Genomic DNA, 25,624 nt, shown 5'->3' on the forward strand with positions numbered 1-25,624 from the left:
TCACCTCATCCGGAGACGCGCCCCTCGATCAGCCGATCGACCAGTGACGGGTCTGCGAGCGTCGATGTATCGCCCAGAGAACCATAATCGTTCTCGGCGATCTTGCGCAGGATACGGCGCATGATCTTGCCCGAACGGGTCTTTGGCAAAGCATCGGTGAAATGGATCCGGTCAGGCGTGGCCACCGGGCCGATTTCCTTGCGGACCTGCTGGCGCAGTTCTTCGGCAAGCGCGTCCGAACCGTCATCGCCCGCGTTGAGCGTGACATAGCAATAGATGCCCTGCCCCTTGATATCGTGCGGGAAGCCGACCACCGCGGCCTCCGCCACATGCGGGTGGAGCACCAGCGCGCTTTCCACCTCGGCCGTGCCCATCCGGTGACCCGAGACGTTGATCACATCGTCGACCCGGCCCGTGATGCGGTAGTAGCCGTTCGCGTCACGCTGGCATCCGTCGCCTGTAAAGTACTTGCCGTTGTAGGTGCTGAAATAGGTCTGCACGAAGCGGTCGTGATCGCCGTAGACGGTGCGCGCCTGCCCCGGCCAGCTCGCGGTCAGGCACAGATTGCCCTCCGCCACGCCTTCCAGCACCCCGCCGTCGTTGTCGACCAGTTGCGGCTGCACGCCGAAGAACGGCAGGCCTGCACTGCCCGGTTTCATCGCATGGGCGGCGGGCAGCGTGGTCAGCATGATCCCGCCCGTCTCGGTCTGCCACCAGGTATCGACGACGGGCACCCGGCCCTCGCCCGGCACGTCGCGATACCAGCGCCATGCTTCCGGGTTGATCGGCTCCCCCACCGAGCCGAGCAGGCGCAGGCTGGAGCGGTCGTGCGCGGTGACGAAGCGATCCCCCTCGCGCATCAGCGCGCGGATTGCGGTCGGTGCGGTGTAGAAGATCGAAACCTTGTGCTTTTCGATGACCTGCCAGAAGCGCCCGTGGTCGGGATAGTTGGGCACGCCTTCGAAGATCACCTGCGTCGCGCCGTTCAGCAGCGGTCCGTAGGTGACGTAGCTGTGCCCGGTGATCCAGCCGATGTCGGCGGAACACCAGAAGATGTCGTCCGGCCTGTGATCGAACGCATAGTGGAAGGTTGTCGCGGTCCACACACCGTAGCCGCCCGTGGTGTGCAGCACACCCTTGGGCTTGCCGGTCGAGCCCGAGGTATAGAGGATGAACAGCGGGTCTTCCGCATTCATCGGCTCGCACGGGCAGTCGCCTTCACTGGCAAGGTCGGCGTACCAGTGGTCGCGGCCCTGCTTCATCGCAATGTCCGCGCCGGTATGTGCGATCACCAGCACGCCCTTCACCGGCGTATCATGTTCGTCGACCGCGGCATCGACGTTGGCCTTGAGCGGGATCGGCTTGCGCCCGCGCAGGCCTTCGTCGGCGGTGATCACGAACTGGCTGTCGCAATCGATGATGCGACCGGCCAGTGCCTCGGGCGAGAAGCCGCCGAACACGACCGAATGGATCGCGCCCAGCCGCGCGCAGGCGAGCATCGCGACCACGCCTTCGACCACCGTCGGCATGTACAGCGTGACCCGCGCGCCCTTGGTTACGCCCATCGCCTTGAGCGCATTGGCCATGCGCACAACCTCGCGATGAAGATCGGCGTAGGTCAGCGTGCGGACCTCGCCGTCGGGATCGTCGGGCTCGAAGATGAGCGCAGTCTTGTCCGCCTTGTCGGCCAGATGCCGGTCGACTGCATTGTGACACAGGTTGAGCGTGCCGTCGGCGAACCACGTGATATCGACCGGATCGAACGACCATTCGCCGCCCTTGGTGGGGGCATCGACCCAGTCGAGCCGCCGCGCCTGCTCCAGCCAGAACCCGTCCGGGTCGGACAGCGAGCGGGCGTAATCCGCCTCGTATTGTTCTGCGGTGCAGTTCGTGTTCGCGGTCTGCGGCGGGTCGATGAATTCGCTCACGGCGCTGGCTCTCCCAATCGTGTTTTCCAATTGGCTAACCCATCGTCACGGTTTTGGCGACTGGGGAGCTTTCACAGGACTGCGCGCGCAGTGATCGACTGCTGACGAACGAACCAGCCTGACCGACGAACGACATGGCGCCGCCCTTGCGCCATCCGGGCAAGGCCAATAGCGAGTGACCCTGTAACATCGGCGCCGAGTCGCGTGCCGGGGAAATTCAGGGGAATCAGATGCGTAACAAGGTGTTTTTGATGGCCGCTCTCATGGCTGGTGTCGCGGTCCAGCCGCTTGCCGCCAAGGAAGGGATGTTCACTCCGGAGCAGCTGCCCGAGATTGCCGACGATCTGAAAGAGACCGGCCTCGAACTCGACCCCGAGGCGCTCACCGACCTCACCGGCTTCCCGATGGGCGCGGTCGTCAGCCTAGGCGGCTGCTCGGCCAGCTTCGTGTCGCCGCAAGGCCTGGTCGTCACCAACCACCACTGCGCGCGCGGATCGGTGCAGTACAACTCGACCGCCGAGAACAACTATCTCGAAAACGGCTTCCTCGCGAAGACCATGGGCGCCGAACTGCCTGCCGCGCCCGGCTCGCGCATCTATGTCACCACCGACTTCAGCGACGTGACCCAGCGCATGCGCGAGGGCACGGACGCGATGACGCCCAACGAGCGGTATGACGCGATCGACCAGCGGGCGAAGGACATCACCGCGGAGTGCGAGCAGGAAGCCGGCTATCGCTGCCGGGTCGCGAGCTATTACGGCGGAGACGAATACAAGCTGATCAAGCAGCTCGAAGTGAAGGACGTGCGCCTCGTCTACGCCCCGGCGGATTCGATCGGCAAGTATGGCGGCGACGTCGATAACTGGATGTGGCCGCGCCACACCGGCGATTTCTCGTTCTACCGCGCCTATGTCGCGCCCGACGGCTCCTCCGCCGAATATTCGGAAGACAACGTGCCCTACAAGGCCGAGCACTTCCTGAAGGTCTCCAAGAGCGGGCTCGACGAAGGCGATTTCGTGATGGTCGCGGGCTATCCCGGCTCGACCTCGCGCTATGCCATGCTCGCCGAAGTCGAAAACACCTTCGGCTGGGAATATCCGACCTTCCAGAAACTGCTGACCGACTGGATCGGCACGATCGAAGCCGCCGCGCCCGAAGGATCGGATGCGCGCGTCAAATACGAAGCACGTCTTGCCGGGCTCAACAATTACGAAAAGAACCTGCGCGGCCAGATCGAAGGCGCGCGCCGCGTCGGCCTGATCGAACGCCGCCGCGAACGCGAGGCCGCGCTCGCCGCATGGATCGCCGCCGATCCTTCGCGGGCAGCTTACGGCCCGGCGATCGAGGACCTGGCCGAACTCTCGCAGGAAAACGCCACCGCGGCGCGGACCAGCTTCTGGTACGGCAACGCCACGCGTGCGCAGCTGCTCTCGGTCGCCCAGCGGCTCTATCGTCTCGCCAAAGAGCGCGAGAAGCCGAACGCCCAGCGCGAGTCCGGCTATCAGGAACGCGACATGGCGTTCTTCCGCCAGGGCCTGCAGGCACTCGACCGCCGCTATGACGCCAGCGTCGACAAGGCCGAATGGGAGCTGTTCCTCAGCGGCTATCTCGCCCAGCCGCAGGCCGAACGCGTCGCCGTGTTCGACAACGCCCTGGGCCTGACCGGCGTCGACGATGCCAGGCAGCTCGATGCGATCCTCGATCCCTATTACGCGAACACCTCGCTCGACGAGACCGAGACCCGCCTCGCGCTGATGGATGCCAGCGTCGCCGATCTGGAGGCCAGCAACGATCCCTTCATGAAGCTCGCGATCGCGCTCTACGATTACGAGCGCGGGCTGGAGGACGAAGCCGAGGAACGCGCCGGTCGCGCGCTCGCCCTGCGCCCCGCCTATATGGAGGCGATCACGCAGTGGCAGTCCGAACAGGGCATGCTGCCCTATCCCGATGCCAATTCGACGCTGCGCATCACCTACGGCAACGTGATGGGCGGATCGCCGTTCGACGGGATGGAGTACCTGCCCTTCACCACGCTCGAAGGGATCACCCAGAAGGACACCGGGATCGATCCGTTCAACGCTCCGGCGCGCGAACTCGCCCTGATCGAGGCGAAGGATTACGGCCAGTACAAGCTCGACTCGATCGGCTCGGTCCCGGTCAACTTCCTGTCCGATCTCGACGTGACCGGCGGCAACAGCGGCTCGGCCACCCTCAACGCGAAGGGCGAACTGGTCGGCCTGCTGTTCGACGGCACGTTCGAAAGCGTCAATTCGGACTGGGATTTCGATCCGCGCACCACGCGTTCGATCCACGTCGACACCCGCTACATGCTGTGGGTGATGGAAAAGGTCGACGGGGCGCAGAACCTGATCGCGGAAATGGACATCGTCGACTAGACGGCCATCCACTTCACGAGAAAAGAAAGGGCGGCCCGCGGGTCGCCCTTTTCTTTGCAACGCACGCATTGATTTTGCGGCATATTCCCTATCATCACTTTAATCTTTATTAGCGATGTGTCGCTATCGCGTTCGTATGAGGATGGACGATAGGACCCAAGGCGCTTCGCCCGATCGGCCCGAGGGACGGTTGAACGCGACGCAAGGACCTTTGCCGTGGCTGATGCGGTGGAGCCATGGGACACCCAAAGAACTGCGTCCATTCATGTGCGGTGCGCTGCTCTCCTCGCCAAGTGCAGTGATCTTGGGGGCCGTGAATGGCCTGTTCCTGGCCAGCCTCGCGCATTTCACAATCGGCGGACCGGCTTTCACGATCATCATCGTCATTGAGACGATTTTGCTGTTCACCCGCCTCATCAGCCTGAAGCGGGTGAGCAGGATCCGCTCCACGGGCGAGATACCGGGCATAGACATACCGATCACGCTTTCGATCCTGTGGTGCGCGCTGCAGGGCGCGCTCTTCTTCTTCTCGATGAGAAGCGGCAATACGGGCATGATGGTGCTGGTGGCGGCGCACTGCATGGGGCTGGTCGGACCACTATGCGCGCGCAACTACGCTGCGCCCCGGCTCGGCATGCTGCTGGTCGCGCTATGCGTGGGGCCGTTCCTGGCCGGCGCCGCGAGCACGGGCGAACCGCTGATGCTGGCGCTGCTGGCGCTGCTGCCCGGTTTCCTGGTCGGCTCGATCCAGTTGCTGGCACACTACCGCAGCGCGATGCTTTCCGCCCTCAGCGCGGAACTGATCAATGCAGAGCGTGCGCGCCGAGATCCGTTGACGGGTCTGCTCAATCGGCATGGGCTTGAAGGGGTGATGAAAAAGCTCTCCCGCGACGAGGTGTTCTCGCTGGTCTGTTTCGATCTGGACGGCTTCAAGCCGATCAACGACCGCTTCGGCCATGCAGCGGGGGACGATCTGCTCTGCGAGGTCGCCAATCGCATGGAGTCGGCGCTTGCCGACGGACAGGTGCTCGCGCGGATCGGGGGAGACGAATTCCTCGTCCTTCTGCCCGGCCAGGACGCACAGACGGCCGAGGCGGTAATCGAAGCGGTCCTCGCCAAAGTCTCCGGCGCGCCCTACGCGGCCGATGCAAAAAGCCTGGTCGAAATCGGCGTTACTGCGGGCTTCGCCTGTTACCCGGACGATGCCACCAACATCGCGGAGCTGCATGTTCTGGCCGACCGGGCGCTCTATGCCGCGAAGAAAGCGGGCAAGGGTATCGGCACGCGCTACGCGCCCACGCTGGCCGCGTGACGACGCAGCAGATCGTCTCTGTTGCGCGGATCGCAACGCCCGATGACGAACCGGCGCTGGTAGCACGGCAGGCTTTTCTGTAAGTCGCGCCCATGTTCGATGCAGTCGATCCCATCATCCTGGCCCGGATCCAGTTCGCGTTCACGGTCAGCTTCCACTTTATCTTCCCTGCCTTTTCGATCGGGCTGGCGAGCTATCTTGCTGTCCTCGAAGGCCTTTGGCTGAAGACCGGCAAGACGGTCTATATGGACCTGTTCAAATACTGGCTGAAGATCTTCGCGATCGCGTTCGCGATGGGCGTCGTCAGCGGCATCGTGATGTCCTATCAGTTCGGCACCAACTGGGCGGTCTTCTCCGACAAGGCAGGTCCGGTGATCGGGCCGCTTATGGCCTACGAGGTGCTGACAGCGTTCTTCCTCGAAGCCGGCTTCCTCGGCGTGATGCTGTTCGGGATGAACCGCGTGGGCAAGAAACTGCATTTCGCAGCCACCCTGATGGTCGCAGGTGGCACCTTCATCAGCGCCTTTTGGATTCTCTCGGTCAACAGCTGGATGCAGACCCCGGTCGGCTACGAAATGGGCGCAAACGGCCAGTTCCTGCCGGGAGACAGCTGGGTGACGATCATCTTCAACCCCAGCTTCCCCTACCGCCTCGTGCACACCGTGCTCGCCGCCTATCTGACCACCGCCTTCGTGGTCGGCGGCGTGGGCGCATGGCACCTGCTGAAGGACCGCACCAACGGCCACGCGCGCAAGATGTTCTCGATGGCGATGTGGATGGCCGCGCTGGTCGTGCCGATCCAGATTTTCGCCGGCGACGCGCACGGGCTCAACACGCTGGAGCACCAGCCGCAGAAGGTGATGGCGATGGAAGGCCATTACCAGAGCCACCCCGACGGCGCGCCGCTGATCCTGTTCGGCATTCCCGACAGCGACGCGCGTGAGGTGAAGTACGCGGTCGAGATTCCCAAGGCCTCCAGCCTGATCCTCAAGCACGATCTCAACGCGCCGCTCGACGGGCTCGATACGATCCCGCTCGACGAGCAGCCGCCGGTCGGCATCGTCTTCTGGTCGTTCCGCATCATGGTCGGGCTGGGCTTCGCGATGCTCGGCGTCGGGCTGTGGAGCCTGCTCGCCCGCTGGCGCGGCAAGCTGTACGACTGGCGCTGGCTGCACCGCGCCGCACTGGTGATGGGGCCTGCCGGCTTCGTCGCGGTTATCGCGGGCTGGATCACCACCGAAGTCGGCCGCCAGCCCTACGTGATCTACAATCTTCTGCGCACCGCCGATGCGGCGAGCCCGCTCGACGCGCCTGCCGTGGGCGCATCTCTGATCGCCTTCGTCATCGTCTACTTCGCGGTCTTCGGTACCGGCACCTGGTACATCATGCGCCTGATGAAACAGCCACCTCAAGCCCGCGAGACCGGGGTCAAGCGCGGCGATACGGGTCCGATCCGGACTGCCGGGATCACTCCGGGGCCGACCCAGGACCCCGGCAATCTCAGCCCGGATTCGCTCAGTTCGATCCGGTATATCGAGCCTGAAGGCAGGGAGGACGACCAATGATCGACCTCACGACGATCTGGGCCTTCATCATCGCCTTCGCGATCTTCGCCTATGTGGTGATGGACGGGTTCGACCTCGGCATCGGAGTGCTCTTCCCCAGCTTCGCGGTTGGCCGCGAACGCGACCGTGCGATGAACTCCATCGCGCCGGTGTGGGATGGTAACGAGACCTGGCTGGTGCTGGGCGGCGGCGGCCTGTTCGCGGCCTTCCCGCTGGCCTATGCGGTGATCCTGCCTGCGACCTATCCGCTGATCATCGCGATGCTGCTGGGGCTGGTCTTCCGCGGGGTCGCGTTCGAATATCGCTGGCGCGATCCCTCGCACCGGCGCTTCTGGGATGCAGCCTTCAGCGGCGGCTCGATCGTTGCCGCGCTGTCACAGGGCATGATCCTTGGCGCGCTGCTGCAGGGGATCGAGGTTACCGACCGCGCCTATTCGGGCAGCTGGTGGGACTGGCTGACGCCCTACACCCTGCTCACGGGTGTCGGCACGGTAGCAGGCTACGCCCTGCTCGGCGCGACATGGCTGGTGTGGAAGCTGGACGGCGACGCGCAGACTCACGCACGCAAGCTGGGCAAGATCGCAGCGGTGGCGACACTCGCGCTGATGGGCGCGGTCAGCCTCTACAACCTCGTGCTGCGCCCCGAATATGGCGACCACTGGTTGAGCGCACCTGCGATCTACTGGGTCGCACCGATCCCGATCGCCACCCTGATCGTGGCGGGATTCCTGTGGCACGCGCTGTCGTGTGATCGCCATTCCAAGCCCTTCTGGCTTTCGCTGGCGCTGTTCTTCTTCGGGCTCGCCGGCGTGGGCGTGACCATCTGGCCCTACGTGGTCCCCCCGGGCCTGACGATCTGGGATGCCGCCGCGCCCGAACGCAGCCAGATCTTCATGCTGGTAGGCGTTGCGATCACCATGCCGCTGATCATCGCCTACACCGCCTGGGCCTACTGGGTGTTCCGCGGCAAGGTGGGCGACGAAGGCTACCACTGATGGCGGAAGGTGACGTCGACAGCCCGCTGTGGAAGCGGCTTGGCTGGATGGCCGCGATCTGGGGGATGAGTGTCGCCGTCCTGGGTGCGGTCGCGTTTCTCATCCGCTGGTGGCTGATACCCTGAGGGCACGCACCGGCCACAATCGGTCGCCGATCGAAACTTAAATTCCCGGGCACACTCGCCAATCGGGTGAGCCTTGCCTATCCTCGCCGCCCATGCGCTGCGCGATCACAATTGCCCTCGCCGCCCTGGCCCTGACCGGATGCGTCAATCTCGCGCCCGACCGCGCCCAGCCGCAGGTGACCGCGCAGTTGCCCGAGGGCTTCCCCAACAGCGAGAATGCGGCACCTTATCGGCCCGCCGCATGGTGGACCGCGTTCCAGGACCCGGTGCTCGACGCGCTGGTGGCCGATGCGCTGGCCAACAATCTCGACATCGCCGAAGCCTCTGCCCGGGTTGCGCAAGCCGCCGCGCAGGCGCGCGTGGCCCGCTCCGCCCTGCTGCCACGTGTCAGTGCCAGCGGTGATGCCAGCTATTCCAACACCCCGCTGAGCGGGAGCGCCTTCGGCGGCTTTCCCGGAGGAGGAGGCGGCGGCGGCGCGCAGAGCAGCCGGATCGAAAACGATTCCTACTCGCTCGGCCTCGGCGCCTCCTACGAGATCGACCTGTTCGGCCGCGTCCGCAACGATTACGCAGCCGCACGCGCCGATGCCCTCGCCGCCGAATATGATTACCGCACGGTCCAGCTCGCCGCCGCAGCAGAGACCATCGCGACCTATTTCGAAATCGTCGATTCACGCCGTCAGATCGAACTGACGCTGGAAACGATCGATCTGCTGGGCGATCGCGCCGCGCGGACCGAAGAGCGATTCCGGCGCGGGCTGACCCAGAGCTTCGAGCTTTATCAGGTGCAGCAGGACCAGCGGAATGTTCAGGCATCCCTTCCCCAGCGCGAAGCTGCGCTCGACGACGCTGAGGGCCGTCTGGGTGTGCTTGTGCGGGCCTATCCGCAGGCTGTGGAGGCGCGCCTCGCGCGCCCGCTGACGCCGCAACTGGTGTTCGACGAGGTGCCCGCAGGTCTGCCTGCCGACCTGCTCGGCCAGCGGCCCGACGTCGCTGCGGCCTGGGCGAGGCTGGAGGCCGCCCGCGCCCGGGTCGGCGCCCGCAAGGCAGAGCGCTTCCCCTCCATTACCCTGTCCGCACAGCCCGGCACGCAGGGGGGCGACATCGGCGGCGCGCTGGACGTGGCGAACAACTGGGCGGTCAACCTTACCGCCGGGCTGACTGCGCCGATCTTCCAGGGCGGGCGGATTTCCGCCAATATCGAGGCTGCGAAAGCAACCTACGATGCGGCAGCCGCCAATTACGCGCGCACCGTGCTGACCGCCTTTCGCGAAGCGAACAGCGCGATCGAGGATTACGAAGAGAACCGCCAGCGCTATCGGCTGATCCTCGCCCAGCGCGAAGAGGCGCGGTTCTCCGCCGATCTGCAGGCCCGCCGGTTCGAGGCCGGAGTGGGCGACTATGTCAGCTATCTCGATGCCCTGCGCGCGCTGTACCAGGTCGAATCCGCGCTGTCTTCGGCAGGCCGCACGGTTGCAATCGCGCGCCTTGGCATCCACCGGGCGCTGGGCGGAGACTGGACCGATCCGTCTGCACCCGATCGGATCGGGCCCCACCCTGTCGAGATGGTGCCCGCCCCGCAGGAAGGACAAGAGCCATGAGCCGTCGCAAACAATTGCTGCTGGTGGCAGCGGTGCTGGTCGGGGCGATCCTGATCGCAGTGCTGATGGTGACCCTGCGGCCAGGGACGGAAGAGCAGGAGCGGGTCGAACAGGCCCCGCTGGTAGAGACGGTCGCCTTCCAGCAGGACACAGGCCCGCTCGAAGTGCGGGGTAGCGGCACCGTGCAGGCGAGCGAAACCGTCACCGTCGGGGCCGAGGTCGGCGGGCGGCTGGTCTATGTGAACCCGGCTTTTCGCGAGGGCCGCATCGTCCCGCGCGGGGCGACGCTGTTCCGCGTGAACCCGGTCGACTACCAGAACCAGGTCCGTACCGCGCGCGCCGATGTCGCGGCGCAGGATGTCGCGGTGCTGCAGGCGCGCGAGGAACTGGAAATCGCCCGCGAGGAACTCGACCGGTTCGCCCGGCGCCAATCGACCCGCGACGTATTGCAGGCGGGGATCGACCCTGACGACTACGCCGCGCGCATCCTGCCGCCCGGCTCACTCGCGCAGCAGGCGTTCTCCGGCGACCAGGCAGGGCGGGATCGCGACTCGCCCAGCCGCCTCGCCACGCGCGAGCCGCAACTGCGCTCCGCTCAGGCGGCGCGGGAACGGGCCTCCGCCAATCTCGAAGCCGCCCAGCTCTCGCTCTCCCGCACGCGGATCAGCGCGCCCTTCAGCAGCCTGGTGGAGGAAGAGAACGCCGCGGTCGGCACGCTGGTGCAGCCGGGCCAGACGCTCGGCACGCTGGTCGCGACCGACGCCTTCGAGGTGCGCGTGGCGCTTACCGAGGACGAGGCTGCACTGATCCCTTCCCTGCTGCGCGCCGATGCAGGCCGCATCCCCGCCAGCGTGACCTTCGTCTATGGCGGCGTCACCTACCGATGGGATGCCTTCGTTGACCGCGCGGACCCGATCCTCGACCCGCAGACGCGCACCATCGACGCCTTTTTGAAAGTGCCCTCTCCGCTACGTAGCGGGCAGCCGGTCGATGGAGGCGAGGATGCTCCGCCGGGCCCGCCGCTGCTGCTCGGCAGTTTCGTCGAGGCGCGGATCGTGGGGGAGGTGCCGGTGCCATTCGCCCGCATCCCGATCGCCGCGCTCAGGCCCGGCAACGAGATCTGGGTGGTGCGCGAGGGGCGGCTGCGTATCCTGCCCGTACGCGTCATCCAGCGCTCCGACGAGATTGCCTACGTCACCACGCAGAGTCTTGCCGCCGGTGGCAGGATCGTGACCAGTACCCTGCGCGCGCCGACCGACGGCATGCGCGTACGGGTCGCAGGGGCAGAAAAGCAGCGCCGAGCGGGCCAGTCCGGCGGTGAGTGACACGGAAGACCATACCGGCGCGGTCGACCGATACGGCAACGAAGCGAGTGACCGGGCGCGCGACCGCTCGGGGCCGATCGCGTTTATGGCGCGCAACGGCGTTGCAGCCAACCTGCTGCTACTGGCGATGCTGGTGGCGGGCTATTTCTCCTACACCAGCATCGTGCAGGAGGTGTTTCCCGAAAGCAGCCTCGATACGATTTCCGTCTCGGTCACCTATCCCGGTGCCACGCCCGAGGAGATCGAGGAATCGATCGTCCAGAAGGTGGAAGAAGCCGTCGAGGCGATCGAGGGCGTGAAGCAGATTACCGCGACCGCGGCCGAAGGGCGCGGCACGGTCAATGTAGAGCTGGAACTGGGCGCGGACATCGCCCGCGCGCTGGACGAGGTGAAGTCCGAAGTCGATCAGATCCAGACCTTCCCCGACGAGGCGGAGGAACCCGATATTCGCGAACTCACCACCCGGCTGGTGGTGCTGCGGATCGCGCTGTTCGGAGATGTGAACGAGCGGACGCTGAAGGAAACCGCCTATCGACTAGAAGATGCGGCCGCCGCCCTGCCGGAGATCAGCTATGTCGATACCTCGGCGGTGCGCAATTACGAGATCTATGCCGATGTCCCCCAATCTCGCCTGCGTGCGCTCGGCCTGTCGCTGCCTCAGGTCGCGCAGATCGTCGGCCAGTCGAGCCTCGACACCCCGGCAGGATCTATCGAGACGGGCCGGGAAGAGGTGCGCGTGCGCACCATCGGCCAGAACTACGACCAGCAGGACTTCGAGAATATCATCGTCCTGACCACGCAGGACGGCGCGACCCTGAGGCTGGGCGACATTGCCGATGTCGACGACAGTTTCGAGGATTCCGACCTCATCACCCGGTTCAACGACCAGCCGGTCGCCTTCGTCGACATCTACCGCACCAGCGACGAACGCGTGCTCGATATTGCCGAGGCAGCAAAGAACCTGGTCGCCAACGAGTTCGACATGCCGCCCGGCATTTCCTACGCGATCTGGGAAGACAGCTCGGAACTGCTCGAAGACCGGCTGGACCTGCTGCTGCGCAACGCCGCGTTCGGCCTGGTACTGGTGCTGGCCGCGCTGACCCTGTTCCTCGACCTGCGGCTGGCGATGTGGACCGCCGTGGGCATCGGAGCGACCTTCGTGGGCGCTATCTTCATTCTCGACTGGGCCGGGTCGAGCATCAACATGTTCTCCCTGTTCGGGTTCATCCTTGCGCTTGGCCTGGTGGTCGACGACGCGGTTGTGGTGGGCGAGAACGTCTATGCAGAGCGGGAGCGCGGGCGCACCGGAATGGGTGCCGCGATCGCCGGGGCACAGCGCGTGAAGGTGCCGGTGTTCTTCGCGGTTGCAACGACCATTACCGCGTTCCTGCCGCTGCTGGCGGTGGGCGGCGTGATCGGCAAGATTCTGGCCGATATCCCGCTGGTGGTGATTGCCGTGCTCACGCTCTCGCTGATCGAGGCGCTCTATGTCCTGCCCCATCACCTGAGCACGCTGCCCGATCCCTCCCACAAGCCTGGCAATCGGGTCACACGCTTCTTCGCGCGGGTGCAGGCATGGGTCGATGCGCGGTTCAAGGCCTTTGTCGAAGGTCCGCTCGACAGGACGCTCCGGTTCGTGGTGGCCGCGCCTTACCTAGTCGTCGCAGGCGGAATTGCTCTGTTGATCCTGTTCGTGGCGATGCTGCCTGCCGGGATCATCAAGTTCTCCTTCTTCCCCGAGATCGAAGGGGACATCGTCACCGCCTCGCTCGAAATGCCTGCGGGCACCACGGTTGAGCGGACGGCAGAGATAACCAGCCGGATCGAAGCGGCGGCCGACCGAGCGCTCGCCCGGCTCGAGTCTTCCCCACCCGGCGAAACGCAGGCGCAAACCGGGGTTGCGAACGGCGGGCCTAATCCGAGCTTTCTCGAAGCGACCTACACGACGATCGGGCTGGCGCAGACGGGCCAGGGCCCGGGCGGACCGCAGCGGACCGCACGCCCCAACCTTGCCAACGTGCAGCTCAGCCTCGTCCCTGCGGCCCAGCGCGACATATCCGCAGTGAGGATCGAAGAGGCATGGCGCGAGGAACTGGGCGAAGTGCCCGAGGCGAAATCCCTCTCCATCTCCTCCTCGCTGCTGGGGATCGGCGAACCGGTCAACGTGCAGCTGAGCCACCCGGATGATGCGGTGCTCGACCTCGCCGGCGACCGGCTGATGAACCAACTGGCAGGCGTTGCCGGCGTGTTCGACATCGAAAGCGATCAGGACGCGGGCCAGCAGGAGATCGAGCTACGCCTGAAGCCTTCGGCACGCACGCTGGGAGTAACCTTGCAGGATGTCGCAGGGCAGGTGCGGGCAGCGTTCTTCGGAGCCGAAGCGGTGCGCGTTCAGCGGGGGCGCGAGGACGTGCGGGTCTATATCCGCCTGCCCGAGGAAGAGCGCGATTCGATTGCCGATATCGAGAATTACCGGGTCCGCGTTCCCGGCGGCGAGGTTGCCCTGTCGAGCCTGGCGGAGGTATCCTTCGGCGAAGCGCCTTCGGTCATCCGGCGCGAGGACGGGCACCGGATCACCACGATTACTGCCGATGTGGATAGCGACACGATCACGGGCCAAGAGGTCGCCGACCTGCTCGACAACGAAATCATGCCCGAACTGCAGGCGGATTACCCCTCGCTACAATATGATTTCGGCGGAGAGCAGGAGGAACAGCAGGAAAGCTTCGGCGATCTCGGGCAGGCTTTCCTGCTCGCGCTGGTGGCGATCTACGCGCTGCTCGCGGTGCCCTTCCGCTCTTACATCCAGCCGCTGATCATCATGGCGGCGATCCCCTTTGGCATGATCGGGGCGCTGATCGGGCACCTGCTTCTGGGCATCCCGCTGGGAATTCTCTCGATGTTCGGAATCATCGCGCTGTCCGGTGTGATCATCAACGGCGCGCTGGTGCTGATCGACTTCCTGAATGAAAACCTCGCCAACGGCATGGAGCCGGGCGAGGCTGTTATCGACGCGGCGAAATCACGCTTCCGCCCGATAATGCTGACCGCAATCACGACGTTTCTGGGCGTGGCGCCGATCACGTTCGAGACCAGCCTGCAGGCGCAGTTCCTGATCCCGATGTCGGCCAGCCTGGGCTTTGGCGTGCTGTTCGGCACTGCGCTGCTGATCCTGCTGATCCCTGCGCTCGCGACGATCCAGATGCGCGCGGTCGCGAGGGTTCAGAGGTGGCGCGGCAGAAACCGCGATGCCGTCGATCCCGGAGGCGAACCTATGGTGCCCTAGGGGCGCAACGCAAGCGCGGCCCTAGGGCCGAAGGCCCTAGCCCAGCTTGCGGCGAACCAGCATCGCGCCCGCAGCGAGACCGAAGATGATCGCGACCGGAGGTGCGGGAACGGGCGTGCCCCCACCGCTCGAGCCACCGCCGTGACCGGGGTCCGAAGGCGGCGTGTCCATCGCGACGGCCGGAGCTGCCACGGCCAGAAACGCGGCACCCGCGAGGGCAGTGAGCATTTTCATTCGATACCTCCTGTTTGTCGGCAGGAGGCATGCCAGAAAGGTCCCGGCAGTCGAGTGTCGATCACGCAGGTGACCGAAATCGGCACGACTTGCCGGGCAAGGCTTATTCCGCCGCTTCGACGGTCTCGATCGAGTCGGTCAGCGGGTGGGAAAGCTTGCCGATCATGTCTTTCGGGCAGACCTGCCAGACACTCTCGAGCGTCTTTTCCCACCGGTCGAGCAGGCCGCGTGCATACACACTGCCGGTCAGTTCCACATGCCGCTCGACCAGGTCGCGCAGATGCGTGCGCCAGTGCTCGCTCGCAACCCGCTGCCACAGGATCGAGCCGGAATTGGCGAGTTTCGGGAACATGCCGTTCTCGTCCAGAACGTAGGCCATTCCGCCCGTCATCCCGGCGCCGAAATTGGCGCCGACCGGGCCAAGGAAGACCGCGCTGCCGCCGGTCATGTATTCGCAGCCATTGGCACCGCATCCCTCGACCACGGTCACCGCGCCGGAATTACGCACGGCGAACCGCTCGCCCGCCTTGCCCGCCGCGAACAGCGCGCCCGAGGTCGCGCCATACAGCGCGGTGTTGCCGATAATGCCGTTGTGCTGGCTTTCGCGCGCGACGACTGCGGGCGGATGCACGACGATCTCGCCCCCGGACAGGCCCTTGCCGACATAGTCGTTCGCGTCGCCTTCGATCCGAAGGCGGATACCGCGCGCGAGGAATGCGCCCAGCGACTGGCCCGCCTGGCCGGTCAGATAGAGGTCGATCGTGCCGTTGGGCAGACCGTCCGGTCCGTGGCGGGTGACCACCTCGGACGACAGGCGCGTGCCGACCGCGCGGTGCACGTTGCGCACCGGCAGATGCAGCGTTGTCTGCGTGCCGTTCTCCAGCGCATCACGCAGGTCGCCGAGCACGTCGGCATCGAGACTGTCGGGCACCGGGTTGCGATATTCGGGGATCGAGAACACGCGCGGCTCGTCCGTCTGCACCTTCTGCAGGATCGGATTGAGGTCGAGATCGTCGAGATGCTCGGCCCCGCGGCTAACCTGCCGCAAGAGCTCGGTGCGTCCGATAACCTCTTCGAGAGAGGATACGCCCAGCTTGGCGAGGATGCGGCGGACATCCTCGGCAAGGAAATCCATCAGCTGGATGACCTTTTCCGGGCTGCCGTCGAACATCGCGCGCAGGCGCGGGTCCTGTGTGCAAACGCCAACCGGGCAGGTGTTGGAGTGGCACTGGCGGACCATGATGCAGCCCATCGCGACCAGGCTCATCGTGCCGATGCCGAACTCCTCGGCGCCCAGGATCGCCCCGATCACGATCTCGCGACCGGTCTTCAGGCCACCATCGACGCGCAGCTTCACCTTGTGGCGCAAGCCATTGAGCGCGAGCACCTGATTGACCTCGGCGAGGCCCATTTCCCACGGCGTGCCGGCGAACTTGATGCTGGTCTGCGGGCTCGCGCCCGTGCCGCCGGTGTGGCCCGAAATAAGGATTGCGTCGGCATGCGCCTTGGCCACGCCCGCCGCGATCGTGCCGATACCCGCCGCGCTGACCAGCTTCACGCACACGCGGGCGCGCGGATTGATCTGCTTCAGGTCGTAGATCAGCTGGGCGAGATCTTCGATCGAGTAGATATCGTGGTGCGGAGGGGGCGAGATCAGCGTCACGCCCGGCGTCGAGTGACGCAGCTTGGCGATCACCTCGTCCACCTTGAAGCCGGGCAGCTGCCCGCCCTCGCCCGGCTTGGCCCCCTGCGCGACCTTGATTTCGATCTCTTCGCAATTGTTGAGGTAGTGCGCGGTGACGCCGAAGCGCCCGCTCGCCACCTGCTTGATCCCGCTATTGGCCAGATCGCCGTTCTCGCGACGGGTGAAGCGTTCAGCGGATTCGCCGCCCTCGCCCGAAACGGCTTTGGCCCCGATCCGGTTCATCGCGATCGCCAGCGTCTCGTGCGCCTCTGGCGACAGAGCGCCGAGGCTCATCCCCGGGGTCAGGAAGCGTGTGCGGATCGCCTCGCCCGGCTCGACCTTGTTGAGCGGCAGTGGTTCAACGGCCTCGTCGATCCCCAGCAGGTCGCGCAGATAGATCGGCGGTTGATTCTCGACCGCGTCGACGAAGCGACGCCATTGCTTCTCGTTCCCGGTCGCGCAGGCGGTCTGCAGCGCATGCATCCCCTCCGCGCCCCAGGCGTGCGTTTCCTCGCCATAGCGGCGACGGTAGAAGCCACCGACCGGCAGCTGCGCATGGCGTCCGCCGAATGCACGGACATGGCGCTTCTCCGCGCTCAGATGGAGCGACGCATAGCCCTCGCCCGAAATCTTGTTGGGCATGCCGGGGAACAGGTCTGCGGTGATCGCGCGGCTGAGGCCGACGGCTTCGAAATTGTAGCCGCCGCGATAGCTGGAGATGACCGAAACGCCCATCTTGGCCATGATCTTGAGCAGGCCGTCTTCCAGCGAAGTGCGGAAATTGGCCAGCGCCTCTTCACGCGAGAGATCGCCGTAGAGGCCGCGCGCATGGCGAGCGAGCAAGGCGCCCTCGGCAAGGTACGGGTTCACCGTAGTCGCGCCGACACCGATCAGCACCGCCAGCGTATGCGTATCGACGCATTCGGCAGAGCGGACATTGACCGAAGTGAAGCTGCGCAGGCCCACCCGCGTCAGGTGGGTGTGCACGGCTGCGGCGGCGAGGATCATCGGCACACCGACGCGATCGGGCCCGGTATTCTCGTCGCTGAGGAAAATCTCCGACTTCCCGCGCCGGACCAGCGCCTCTGCCTCTGCGCGGATCCGCTCGATCGCCTGACGCAGATCGGCCGGTTCGCCGCGTGCGCGGAAGGTGCAGTCGATATCCCCGATCGTATCGCCGAAGCCGGCCCGCAGGCGATCCCACAGGTTCGACGTCAGCACCGGGCTTTCGAGCACCAGCACGGAATCGTTCTGCGCGTCTTCTTCCAGGATGTTCGCAAGATTGGCGAACCGGGTGCGCAGGCTCATCACGTGCCGTTCGCGCAGGGAATCGATCGGCGGGTTGGTCACCTGCGCGAAGTTCTGGCGGAAGAACTGGCTGACATTGCGCGGCATCCCGCTGATCACCGCGAGCGGCGTGTCGTCGCCCATCGAGCCGATCGCTTCCTTGCCGTCGAGCGCCATCGCATCGAGGATCAGCTCCATATCCTCGTTGGTCATGCCCGCCGCAGTCAGGCGGCGGTCGAGCTGATCGTCGTCGAACGGCGGATCGGCAGGCATGTCGATGTTGGGCAGGTCGTCGCTGGTACGGAAGCCGGCGACCAGCGCGCCGTAATCCGCCTCGCGCGCTATCCGCGCCTTGAGCTCGGCATCGCGCAGCAGGCGGCCCGCCTCCAGATCGATCGCGATCATCTGGCCCGGGCCCAGACGTCCCTTCTCGGCCACGCGGTCTTCTTCGAGCGCAACCATCCCGCTTTCGGAACCGACGACCAGCAGGCCGTCATCGGTGCGGGCAAAGGCCAGCGGGCGCAGGGCATTGCGGTCGAGCCCGGCGACCGCCCAGTGGCCATCGGTCATCGCGAGCGCGGCGGGGCCGTCCCACGGCTCCATCACCGATGCCATGTACTGGTACATCGCCTTGTTCTCGGCCGGCATGTCGGCGGAGACCTGCCATGCCTCGGGGATCAGCATGGACTTTGCGGTGGGCATCGCCTTGCCGGAGCGCACCAGCAGCTCGATCGCGGCATCGAGGCTGGCGGTGTCGGACGCGCCGACCGGGATCACCGGCTTGATATCGTCCGCGACGCCCGAGAAGGCGAGGCTCGCCATCTTGATCTCGTGCGTGCGCATCCAGTTGCGGTTGCCGCGGATCGTATTGATCTCGCCATTATGCGCCAGCGTGCGGAACGGCTGGGCAAGCCACCATTGCGGGAAAGTGTTGGTCGAATAGCGCTGGTGAAGGATCGCCATCCGGCTGGTGACCAGCGGGTCGCGCACATCGGGATAGAAGGTCGCAAGGCTCTCTGCGAGGAAGAGGCCCTTGTAGACGATCGACTGGGCGGAGAGCGAGGCGACATAGAAATCGCGCAGCTGCGCCTCGACGATCCGCCGCTCGATCCGGCGGCGCACGATGTAGAGCCGCTTTTCGAACTCATCCAGCGTGACCTCGGACGGGCTCGGCCCGGCGATCATCACCTGTTCGATTTCCGGGCGGGTTTCCTTCGCCTTGCGCCCGATGACCGAGATATCGACCGGCACCTGCCGCCAGCCATAGACGAACAGACCCGCGCGGATCAGCTCGGCTTCCACAATCGTCCGGCACGCATCCTGCGCGCCCAGATCGGTCCGCGGCAGGAACACGACGCCCACGGCAAGCCGTCCGTCGCGCAGCGAATGGCCGCTGGCATTGATTGCGCTGGTGAAGAACTCCACCGGCAGGTCGAGCAGCAGGCCCGCGCCGTCGCCGGTCTTGCCGTCGGCGTCGACCGCGCCGCGATGCCAGATCGAAGACAGCGCCTCGATCGCGCAATCGACCACGCGGCGCGTCGGCTTGCCCGAAATCTCGCCGATCAGCCCGACGCCGCAGGCATCGTGCTCGCTATCGGCATGGTACATCCCTTCCGCTGCAAGGCGGAGCGCTTCTTCGTGTTGGTTGATCATGCTGCTGCCGCGCTCGGATTGCGTTGCTGGACAAGGTAGGCGTCGATTTTCTCGGCTACATCGCGCCCATCGCGTACCGCCCAGACGACCAGGCTGGCCCCGCGGGAAATGTCCCCCCCTGCGAATACTCCCGGGAGCGAGGTCATCATGTCCTCATCACATTCCAGCGTGCCCCAGTCGGTCACGTCGAGACCTTCCTCTCCGAAGATCGCCGGCAGCGGCTCGGGTTCGAAGCCCAGAGCAAGGATTACGAGATCGGCATCGAGCGCAAAGCTGCTCGACGGGTCGACCACCGGGCGGCGGCGGCCATCGGCATCGGGCTCGCCCAGCTCCATCCGGTTGGCCTGCACCCGCTCGGCACGGGTCTCGCCTTGAATCGAGGCGGGGCCGGACAGCCACAGGAACTCGACGCCCTCTTCCTCGGCATGCGCGACTTCGGTGCGGCTGCCGGGCATGTTTTCCCGGTCGCGGCGATAAAGGCACTTCACGCTCTTCGCGCCCTGGCGAATCGCGGTGCGGACGCAGTCCATGGCGGTATCGCCGCCGCCGATCACGACCACGTCGCGATCCTTCGCGAACAAGCTGCCATCGGCGTGCTCGGCGACCTCGTCACCCAGACCGCTGCGGTTGGAAGCGGTCAGGAAATCGATTGCGCGGACGACACCGTCCTTGTCCGCACCATCGACCGTAAGCTCGCGCGACTGGTACACACCGGTCGCGACGAAGACCGCATCGTGCCGCTCGCGCAATTCGGCCAGGGTGATATCCTTGCCCACCTTGACACCGCGATGGATGGTAATGCCACCTTCCTCGATCCGTGCGACGCGCCGGTCGACCACGCTCTTGTCGAGCTTGAAGTTGGGGATGCCGTAGATCAGCAGCCCGCCCGCCCGGTCGTGCCGGTCGTAAATCTCGACCTCGTAGCCCGCGACGCGAAGGTATTCCGCAGCGGTCAGCCCGGCGGGCCCCGCACCGATCACGGCGACCGACTGGCCGGTTGGCGTGCCCGGCTCGATCGGTCGCACCCAGCCGTTCTCCCAGGCATTGTCGCCGAGGTATTTCTCGACACTGCCGATGGTGACTGCGCCGTGGCCGGAGAACTCGATCACGCAATTGCCTTCGCACAACCGGTCCTGCGGGCAGATCCGACCGCAAATCTCGGGCATGGTCGAGGTACGCGAGGACAGATCGTAGGCCTCTTGCAGGCGTCCCTCGGCGGTCAGGCGCAGCCAGTCGGGAATGTGATTGTGCAGCGGACAATGGACCTGGCAGTACGGCACGCCGCATTGCGCGCAGCGCCCCGCCTGGGCGCGCGCGGCATCATCCGCGAAGGGCGCACCGATCTCGAGGAAGTCCGCACGGCGGCTATCGGGGGTGCGCTTGGCCGGATAGGCCTGTTTGCGGTCGACAAATTTGTTGGTGACGTTACGTTCGATCGGATCGGCCCAGTTCAAAGCGAAAAGTTTCGGTTTCGGAAAGTCAGCGCCGCATTTGGCGCATCACTCGATCAGCATTGAGGATGCTCCACGAAATTTCAATGCAAATTTGTTGCGCCTGCGAAGAAGCACAGCTTTGCCGGAGCGACCTCGGGAGCGCCCCCTTTTGCTCTTGCCCCGCTTCCCCTAGCGTCAATACCGGCATTTAGGGGAGTAGAGTCGCAATGCGCAAAATTTCGAGTTTTCTGGCTTCTGGCATCGCAGCGGGTGCGCTGATCGCCAGCCCGGCACTGGCGCAGAACAATCCGCCCCCGCTGAATCCTGCCGACACCGCCGAAAACGCGACGCAGGGAATCGGCGCGGGCGCGCGGCCCGTGGGTGCGGACTGGAGCCGCTCCCCGGTGGCGGCCCCGCACGGCATGGCCGCGACCGCGCATCCGCTGGCGACGCAGATCGCGCTCGACATCCTCAAGGCGGGCGGCAGCGCGGTCGACGCGGCGATTGCCGCCAACGCCGCGCTGGGCCTGATGGAGCCGACCGGGAACGGCATCGGCGGCGACCTGTTCGCGATCATCTACGATCCCAAGACCGACAAGCTTTACGGCATCAACGGATCGGGCCGCAGCCCCTCGGGCCAGACGCTCGACCAGCTGAAGGAAAAGCTTGGGCCGGACGCGACCGCAATTCCGCCGGTGGGGCCCTTGCCGATCACCATTCCCGGCACGGTCGATGCCTGGTTCGACATGCACGATCGCTTCGGCAAGCTGCCGATGACCGAGATCCTCGCGCCTGCGATCACCTACGCACGCGAAGGGCATCCGGTGGCCCCGGTGATTGCTATGTACCTCGACCGTTCGCTCGCCGCCTACGAGGCGCGGCTCAAGCGGTTCGATTTCGATTTCGACAATGCCCGCGCGACCTGGTTCGCCGATGGTGATGCGCCTGAGCCGGGCGAGATGTTCAAGAACCCCGATCTCGCCAGCACGCTGGAGCGGATTGCACGCAATGGACGCGACGAATATTACGAGGGCAAAACCGCGCGGATCATCGTCGACTATCTTCGCGAGCAGGGCAGCGCGTTCACGCTGGCGGACTTCGCCAACCACGACAGCGAGTGGGTCGATGTCTCGTGCGTCACCTATCGCAAGGGATACGAGCTGTGCGAACTGCCGCCCAACAGCCAGGGCTTCGCCGCGCTGCAGATGGTCAACATCCTCAAGAATGTAGACCTTTCCCAGTGGGAGCGTGGTTCGCCGCAAGTCATCCACTACATCACCGAGGCCAAGCGCCTCGCGTTCGAGGATGTGGCGCGCTTCTACGCCGACCCCGACTTCGCCGCCGCGCCGCAAGCCCTGCTGAGCGATGCCTACGGACGCGATCGGTTCGCGCTGATCGATCCGGAGCGTGCCACGCCCACTTTCGGGCCGGGTGAGCCCAAGCTGGAGGGCGAAGGCGACACCACCTACCTCACCGTGGCAGACAAGGACGGGATGATGGTCAGCCTGATCCAGTCCAATTATCGCGGCATGGGCGGCGGGCTGGTCGCGCCGGGGCTGGGCTTCATGTTCCAGGATCGCGGCGAGCTGTTCAGCCTCGATCCCGAACACCCCAATGCCTACGCACCCAGCAAGCGGCCCTTCCACACGATCATTCCCGCCTTCGTGAAGAAAGACGGCAAGCCCTTCATGACGCTGGGGCTGATGGGCGGCGGGATGCAGCCGCAGGGGCACGTGCAGATTCTGATCAACCTCGTCGACTACGGGATGAACCTGCAGGAGGCGGGCGATGCTGCGCGGCTGATGCACGATGGCGGTCGCCAGCCGACCGATGCGCTGGCAGGCAGCGCCGCCGATACCGTCGATATCGACAATCTGGGCGTGCTGATGGTCGAACCCGGTATCCCCCTTGCGACCGTGGAGGCGCTGCGTGCGATGGGCCACAATGTCGAGGTGGAGACCACCGGCATCCCGTTCGGCGGCTATCAGGCGATCGCCCGCGATGCCGAGAGCGGCGTCTATGTCGGCGCGACCGAGATGCGCAAGGACGGTCAGGCTTCGGGCTATTGAGTGAGAGGGCGGGCGTTACCGGCCCGCCCCTTCACCACCTCAACCGCTATTGCGCAGCGCGGTCGCGATCGCGTTGATCGACAGCTGGATGCCCTCGGCAATCCGTTCGTCCGGCTCGCCGCTACGGTGCCGCTTGAGCAGTTCGACCTGCAGCAGGTTGAGCGGTTCGATATAGGGCAGCCGTAGCCGGATCGACGCATCGAGGCGGGGGGAATTTTCAAGCAGGAAGGACTGCCCGGTCGCATCCAGCAGCGCGTCATGCGTGCGCTGCCATTCGTCGCGGATCGCCCCGAACACGCCCTTCGCCAGATCGCGATCCTCGACCAGTTCGCTGTAGCGCTCGGCAATGCCCATGTCGGATTTGGCGAGCACCATTTCCATATTGGCGAGCGCGTTGCGAAGGAACGGCCATTCACGCGCCATCTCGCGCAGCAGCGCCTTGTCCTCGAACTGCGACAGCGCGGTGCCGACGCCGTACCAGCCGGGCAGCATCACGCGTGCCTGGCTCCACGAGAACACCCACGGAATCGCGCGCAGGTTCTCGATCCGGTCGTCCGACTTGCGGCTCGCCGGGCGCGATCCGATCTTGAGCGTGGCGATCTCCGCGATCGGCGTCATCTGGCGGAAGAAGCCGACGAACCCCTCGGTGCCATAGACCAGATCGCGATAGGTCCTGAACGCGTTTTCCGACACCGCATCCATCGCCTCGGCATAGCGGCGATAATCGTCCTGCGGCACCCGCTCGGGCTCCATCGTGGCGAGCATTGCGGCGGTCACCATCGCGTCCAGATTGACCGCAGCGACCTCGGGCGTGCCGTATTTCGCCGCGATCACCTCGCCCTGTTCGGTGATCCGGATGCGCCCGTTGACCGTGCCCGAGGGCTGCCCGCGGATCGCATCAAAGGCGGAGCCGCCACCCCGGCCGACCGAACCGCCGCGCCCGTGGAACAGCTGCATCGTCACGCCGGCCTCGGCAAATACGGGGGCCAGTGCCTCGCTCGCCCGCGCGAGCATCCAGCTGGAGGTCAGATAGCCGCCATCCTTGTTGGAATCGGAATAGCCGATCATCACTTCCTGATGGCCCCGCGCGCTTGCCATCGCGGCGACCTCCGGCAGGCCGAAATAGCTGCGCATCACCTCGGGCGCGTTCTTCAGGTCGCCGATCGTCTCGAACAGCGGCACCGCCTGAATCGCGCTGTGCGGCGTATCGCCTGCACGATACAGGCCGACTTCCTTGAGCAGGATGTGCACTTCGAGCAGGTCGGACACGGTCTCCGCCATCGAGACCACGTATTGCGTGATGCAGTGCGGGCCGAACCGCGCGTGCGCCTGCGCGGTCGCCTCGAGGATCGCCAGTTCCTTGGTCGTCTCCTCGCCGTATTCCATCCACTGCGACCGCAGTGGACGGGCGCTGGCGAGTTCGCGGCGCAGCAAGGCTATGCGCGCCTCTTCGTCGAGCGCGGTGTAATCCTCCTCGACGCCCGCGTTGGCGAGCAATTCGCCCACCACACGCTCGTGCACCGCGCTGTTCTGCCGCAGGTCGAGCGTGGCGAGGTGGAAGCCGAAGGTGCGCACCGCACGGGCGAGCCGCCCCAGCGCGCCCTGCGAGGCGAGCGTCTGGCCGCCCGCCTTCGTCAAGGACCGGGCGACCACCCGCAGATCGTCCTGCAGGCCATCGGGGCTGTCATAGGGCTCTGCCGCGCCGATCGCGGCGCGCGAAGGCTCCTTGCCGACCAGTTCCTCGAAGGTCGCGGCGAGGCGGTTGTAGATGCCGATAATCGCACGGCGATAGGGCTCGTCCTGCCGGTGCGAAGACTCGTCACCGCTCGCATCGGCCAGCCGCGCAAGCTCGGGATCGACCTCGGTCAGCTCGCTCGAAAGCGAAAGCTCACCGCCCAGCTTGTGGAGCGCGTCGAGATAGTATTCGATCACGGTTTCCGCAGCGAAGGCCTGCGCGAAACGCAGCGAATCCGCGGTGACATAGGGGTTGCCGTCACGGTCGCCGCCGATCCAGCTGCCGACCCGGAGGAAGCTGGCCGGGCGGCTGCCCAGTGCGTCTTCCCAGCGGCGATAGAGCACGGGGATCGCGGGCAGGAAGCTGTCGCGCATGAAGGAAACCGCGTTCTCGACCTCGTCGGTCACGAAAAGCCGTTCGCGCCGCAGCGTGCGGGTGTGCCACAGCAACGCGATCTGGCGGATGATCGATTCCTCGACATCGTCGCCCTCGGGCGTGGAGATCGCCTGCGCATCGCGCATCCGCATCAGCTCGGCGATCCGCACGCGGTGGTCGATCACACTCTTGCGGCGCACTTCGGTGGGGTGCGCGGTCAGCACCGGCATCACCAGCGCCTGGTCGAGCATTTCGGAGACCTGCTCGCTCGAAATGCCCTGCTCCTTCAGCGAAGCCAGCGCATCGGCGAAGGGCATGTCCTGTTCGGCCATCATCCCCTCGCGGTCTTCCGCGAGGTTGGCGAGCATCGAGAAAAGCCCGAAGCCGCGCACGAAGGCGAGCGTATCATCGAGATCGAGCTGACCCAGCCGCAGGTCGACGGGCACCTCGTTGCGATGGCGCTCGACACTGGCGGCGCGGATTTCCTCGGTCCGCTGAAACAGCTGGTCGCCGCCATGTTCGCGGATCACATCGCCCAATAGCTTGCCGAGATAGCGGATATCGGGGTTTTGCTGGATTGCGGGTCGGGTGGCGATGGAAACTCTCCTTGGGTTGCGGATG

At 65.6% G+C, this 25,624-nt stretch carries 14 protein-coding genes; 9 read left to right on the forward strand and 5 right to left on the reverse strand.

The window, feature by feature from the left end; translation table 11 throughout:
• Nucleotides 1-5 precede the first annotated feature (5 nt).
• On the reverse strand, nt 6-1,928 hold the full coding sequence (gene acs / locus KYN89_RS11830) for an acetate--CoA ligase (RefSeq protein ID WP_222825244.1): 1,923 nt from the start codon (nt 1,926-1,928) through the stop codon (nt 6-8).
• A gap of 230 nt (nt 1,929-2,158) precedes the next feature.
• Here acs and KYN89_RS11835 point away from each other — a divergent pair, with 230 nt between their 5' ends.
• The 8 genes from KYN89_RS11835 to KYN89_RS11870 all read left to right on the forward strand — a co-directional run bounded on the left by KYN89_RS11835 (nt 2,159) and on the right by KYN89_RS11870 (nt 14,533).
• Nucleotides 2,159-4,324 carry a S46 family peptidase gene (locus KYN89_RS11835; RefSeq protein WP_222825245.1) on the forward strand — a complete coding sequence of 722 codons (2,166 nt, stop codon included), beginning with the start codon at nt 2,159-2,161 and terminating at the stop codon, nt 4,322-4,324.
• A gap of 265 nt (nt 4,325-4,589) precedes the next feature.
• Nucleotides 4,590-5,636, forward strand: a complete 1,047-nt coding sequence (locus KYN89_RS11840; RefSeq protein WP_222825246.1) for a GGDEF domain-containing protein — start codon at nt 4,590-4,592, stop codon at nt 5,634-5,636.
• A 92-nt stretch (nt 5,637-5,728) separates the two neighbouring features.
• Nucleotides 5,729-7,201 (forward strand): cytochrome ubiquinol oxidase subunit I, encoded by a 1,473-nt coding sequence (locus tag KYN89_RS11845; protein WP_222825247.1) that lies wholly within the window; start codon nt 5,729-5,731, stop codon nt 7,199-7,201.
• The gene (gene cydB, locus KYN89_RS11850) at nt 7,198-8,196 is read left to right on the forward strand and encodes a cytochrome d ubiquinol oxidase subunit II (RefSeq protein WP_222825248.1); all 999 of its coding nucleotides are present in this window, start codon (nt 7,198-7,200) and stop codon (nt 8,194-8,196) included. Before KYN89_RS11845 ends, cydB begins: the two co-directional genes overlap by 4 nt.
• Nucleotides 8,196-8,321 (forward strand): DUF2474 domain-containing protein, encoded by a 126-nt coding sequence (locus KYN89_RS11855; protein ID WP_010235022.1) that lies wholly within the window; start codon nt 8,196-8,198, stop codon nt 8,319-8,321. The genes cydB and KYN89_RS11855 overlap by 1 nt, the downstream gene beginning before the upstream one ends.
• 92 nt (nt 8,322-8,413) lie before the next feature.
• A complete protein-coding gene (locus KYN89_RS11860; protein WP_222825249.1) occupies nt 8,414-9,922 on the forward strand; it encodes an efflux transporter outer membrane subunit in 1,509 nt (502 codons plus the stop codon).
• Nucleotides 9,919-11,247: an efflux RND transporter periplasmic adaptor subunit gene (locus tag KYN89_RS11865; RefSeq protein ID WP_222825250.1), complete on the forward strand. Its 1,329-nt coding sequence runs from the start codon at nt 9,919-9,921 to the stop codon at nt 11,245-11,247. Before KYN89_RS11860 ends, KYN89_RS11865 begins: the two co-directional genes overlap by 4 nt.
• Nucleotides 11,240-14,533: an efflux RND transporter permease subunit gene (locus KYN89_RS11870; protein WP_222825251.1), complete on the forward strand. Its 3,294-nt coding sequence runs from the start codon at nt 11,240-11,242 to the stop codon at nt 14,531-14,533. Before KYN89_RS11865 ends, KYN89_RS11870 begins: the two co-directional genes overlap by 8 nt.
• Before the next feature lie 36 nt (nt 14,534-14,569).
• Here KYN89_RS11870 and KYN89_RS11875 read toward each other — a convergent pair whose 3' ends face one another.
• The 3 genes from KYN89_RS11875 to KYN89_RS11885 form a co-directional block, all read right to left on the reverse strand.
• Nucleotides 14,570-14,767 carry a hypothetical protein gene (locus tag KYN89_RS11875; protein WP_222825252.1) on the reverse strand — a complete coding sequence of 66 codons (198 nt, stop codon included), beginning with the start codon at nt 14,765-14,767 and terminating at the stop codon, nt 14,570-14,572.
• A 103-nt stretch (nt 14,768-14,870) separates the two neighbouring features.
• A complete protein-coding gene (gene gltB / locus KYN89_RS11880) occupies nt 14,871-19,391 on the reverse strand; it encodes a glutamate synthase large subunit (protein ID WP_222825253.1) in 4,521 nt (1,506 codons plus the stop codon).
• The gene (locus KYN89_RS11885; RefSeq protein WP_429699552.1) at nt 19,388-20,827 is read right to left on the reverse strand and encodes an NAD(P)-dependent oxidoreductase; all 1,440 of its coding nucleotides are present in this window, start codon (nt 20,825-20,827) and stop codon (nt 19,388-19,390) included. Before KYN89_RS11885 ends, gltB begins: the two co-directional genes overlap by 4 nt.
• A 224-nt stretch (nt 20,828-21,051) precedes the next feature.
• Here KYN89_RS11885 and KYN89_RS11890 point away from each other — a divergent pair, with 224 nt between their 5' ends.
• Nucleotides 21,052-22,893: a gamma-glutamyltransferase family protein gene (locus KYN89_RS11890; protein ID WP_222825255.1), complete on the forward strand. Its 1,842-nt coding sequence runs from the start codon at nt 21,052-21,054 to the stop codon at nt 22,891-22,893.
• Nucleotides 22,894-22,932: 39 nt separating this feature from the next.
• Here the strand turns inward: KYN89_RS11890 and ppc are convergent, their stop codons facing one another.
• Nucleotides 22,933-25,599, reverse strand: a complete 2,667-nt coding sequence (gene ppc, locus KYN89_RS11895; RefSeq protein ID WP_222825543.1) for a phosphoenolpyruvate carboxylase — start codon at nt 25,597-25,599, stop codon at nt 22,933-22,935.
• Nucleotides 25,600-25,624 lie beyond the last annotated feature (25 nt).

This window comes from Alteriqipengyuania abyssalis, from assembly GCF_019857185.1.
Taxonomy (GTDB): Bacteria; Pseudomonadota; Alphaproteobacteria; order Sphingomonadales; family Sphingomonadaceae; genus Alteriqipengyuania; species Alteriqipengyuania abyssalis.

What these genes read in the sequence shown, in the direction of transcription:
- cydB (WP_222825248.1), top strand. Translation starts at nt 7,198, where the DNA reads ATGATCGACCTCACGACGATCTGGGCCTTCATCATCGCCTTCGCGATC.
- KYN89_RS11855 (WP_010235022.1), top strand. Translation starts at nt 8,196, where the DNA reads ATGGCGGAAGGTGACGTCGACAGCCCGCTGTGGAAGCGGCTTGGCTGG.
- KYN89_RS11845 (WP_222825247.1), top strand. Translation starts at nt 5,729, where the DNA reads ATGTTCGATGCAGTCGATCCCATCATCCTGGCCCGGATCCAGTTCGCG.
- KYN89_RS11835 (WP_222825245.1), top strand. Translation starts at nt 2,159, where the DNA reads ATGCGTAACAAGGTGTTTTTGATGGCCGCTCTCATGGCTGGTGTCGCG.
- KYN89_RS11890 (WP_222825255.1), top strand. Translation starts at nt 21,052, where the DNA reads ATGCGCAAAATTTCGAGTTTTCTGGCTTCTGGCATCGCAGCGGGTGCG.
- KYN89_RS11875 (WP_222825252.1), bottom strand. Translation starts at nt 14,767, where the DNA reads ATGAAAATGCTCACTGCCCTCGCGGGTGCCGCGTTTCTGGCCGTGGCA.
- gltB (WP_222825253.1), bottom strand. Translation starts at nt 19,391, where the DNA reads ATGATCAACCAACACGAAGAAGCGCTCCGCCTTGCAGCGGAAGGGATG.
- KYN89_RS11860 (WP_222825249.1), top strand. Translation starts at nt 8,414, where the DNA reads ATGCGCTGCGCGATCACAATTGCCCTCGCCGCCCTGGCCCTGACCGGA.
- KYN89_RS11840 (WP_222825246.1), top strand. Translation starts at nt 4,590, where the DNA reads ATGTGCGGTGCGCTGCTCTCCTCGCCAAGTGCAGTGATCTTGGGGGCC.
- KYN89_RS11865 (WP_222825250.1), top strand. Translation starts at nt 9,919, where the DNA reads ATGAGCCGTCGCAAACAATTGCTGCTGGTGGCAGCGGTGCTGGTCGGG.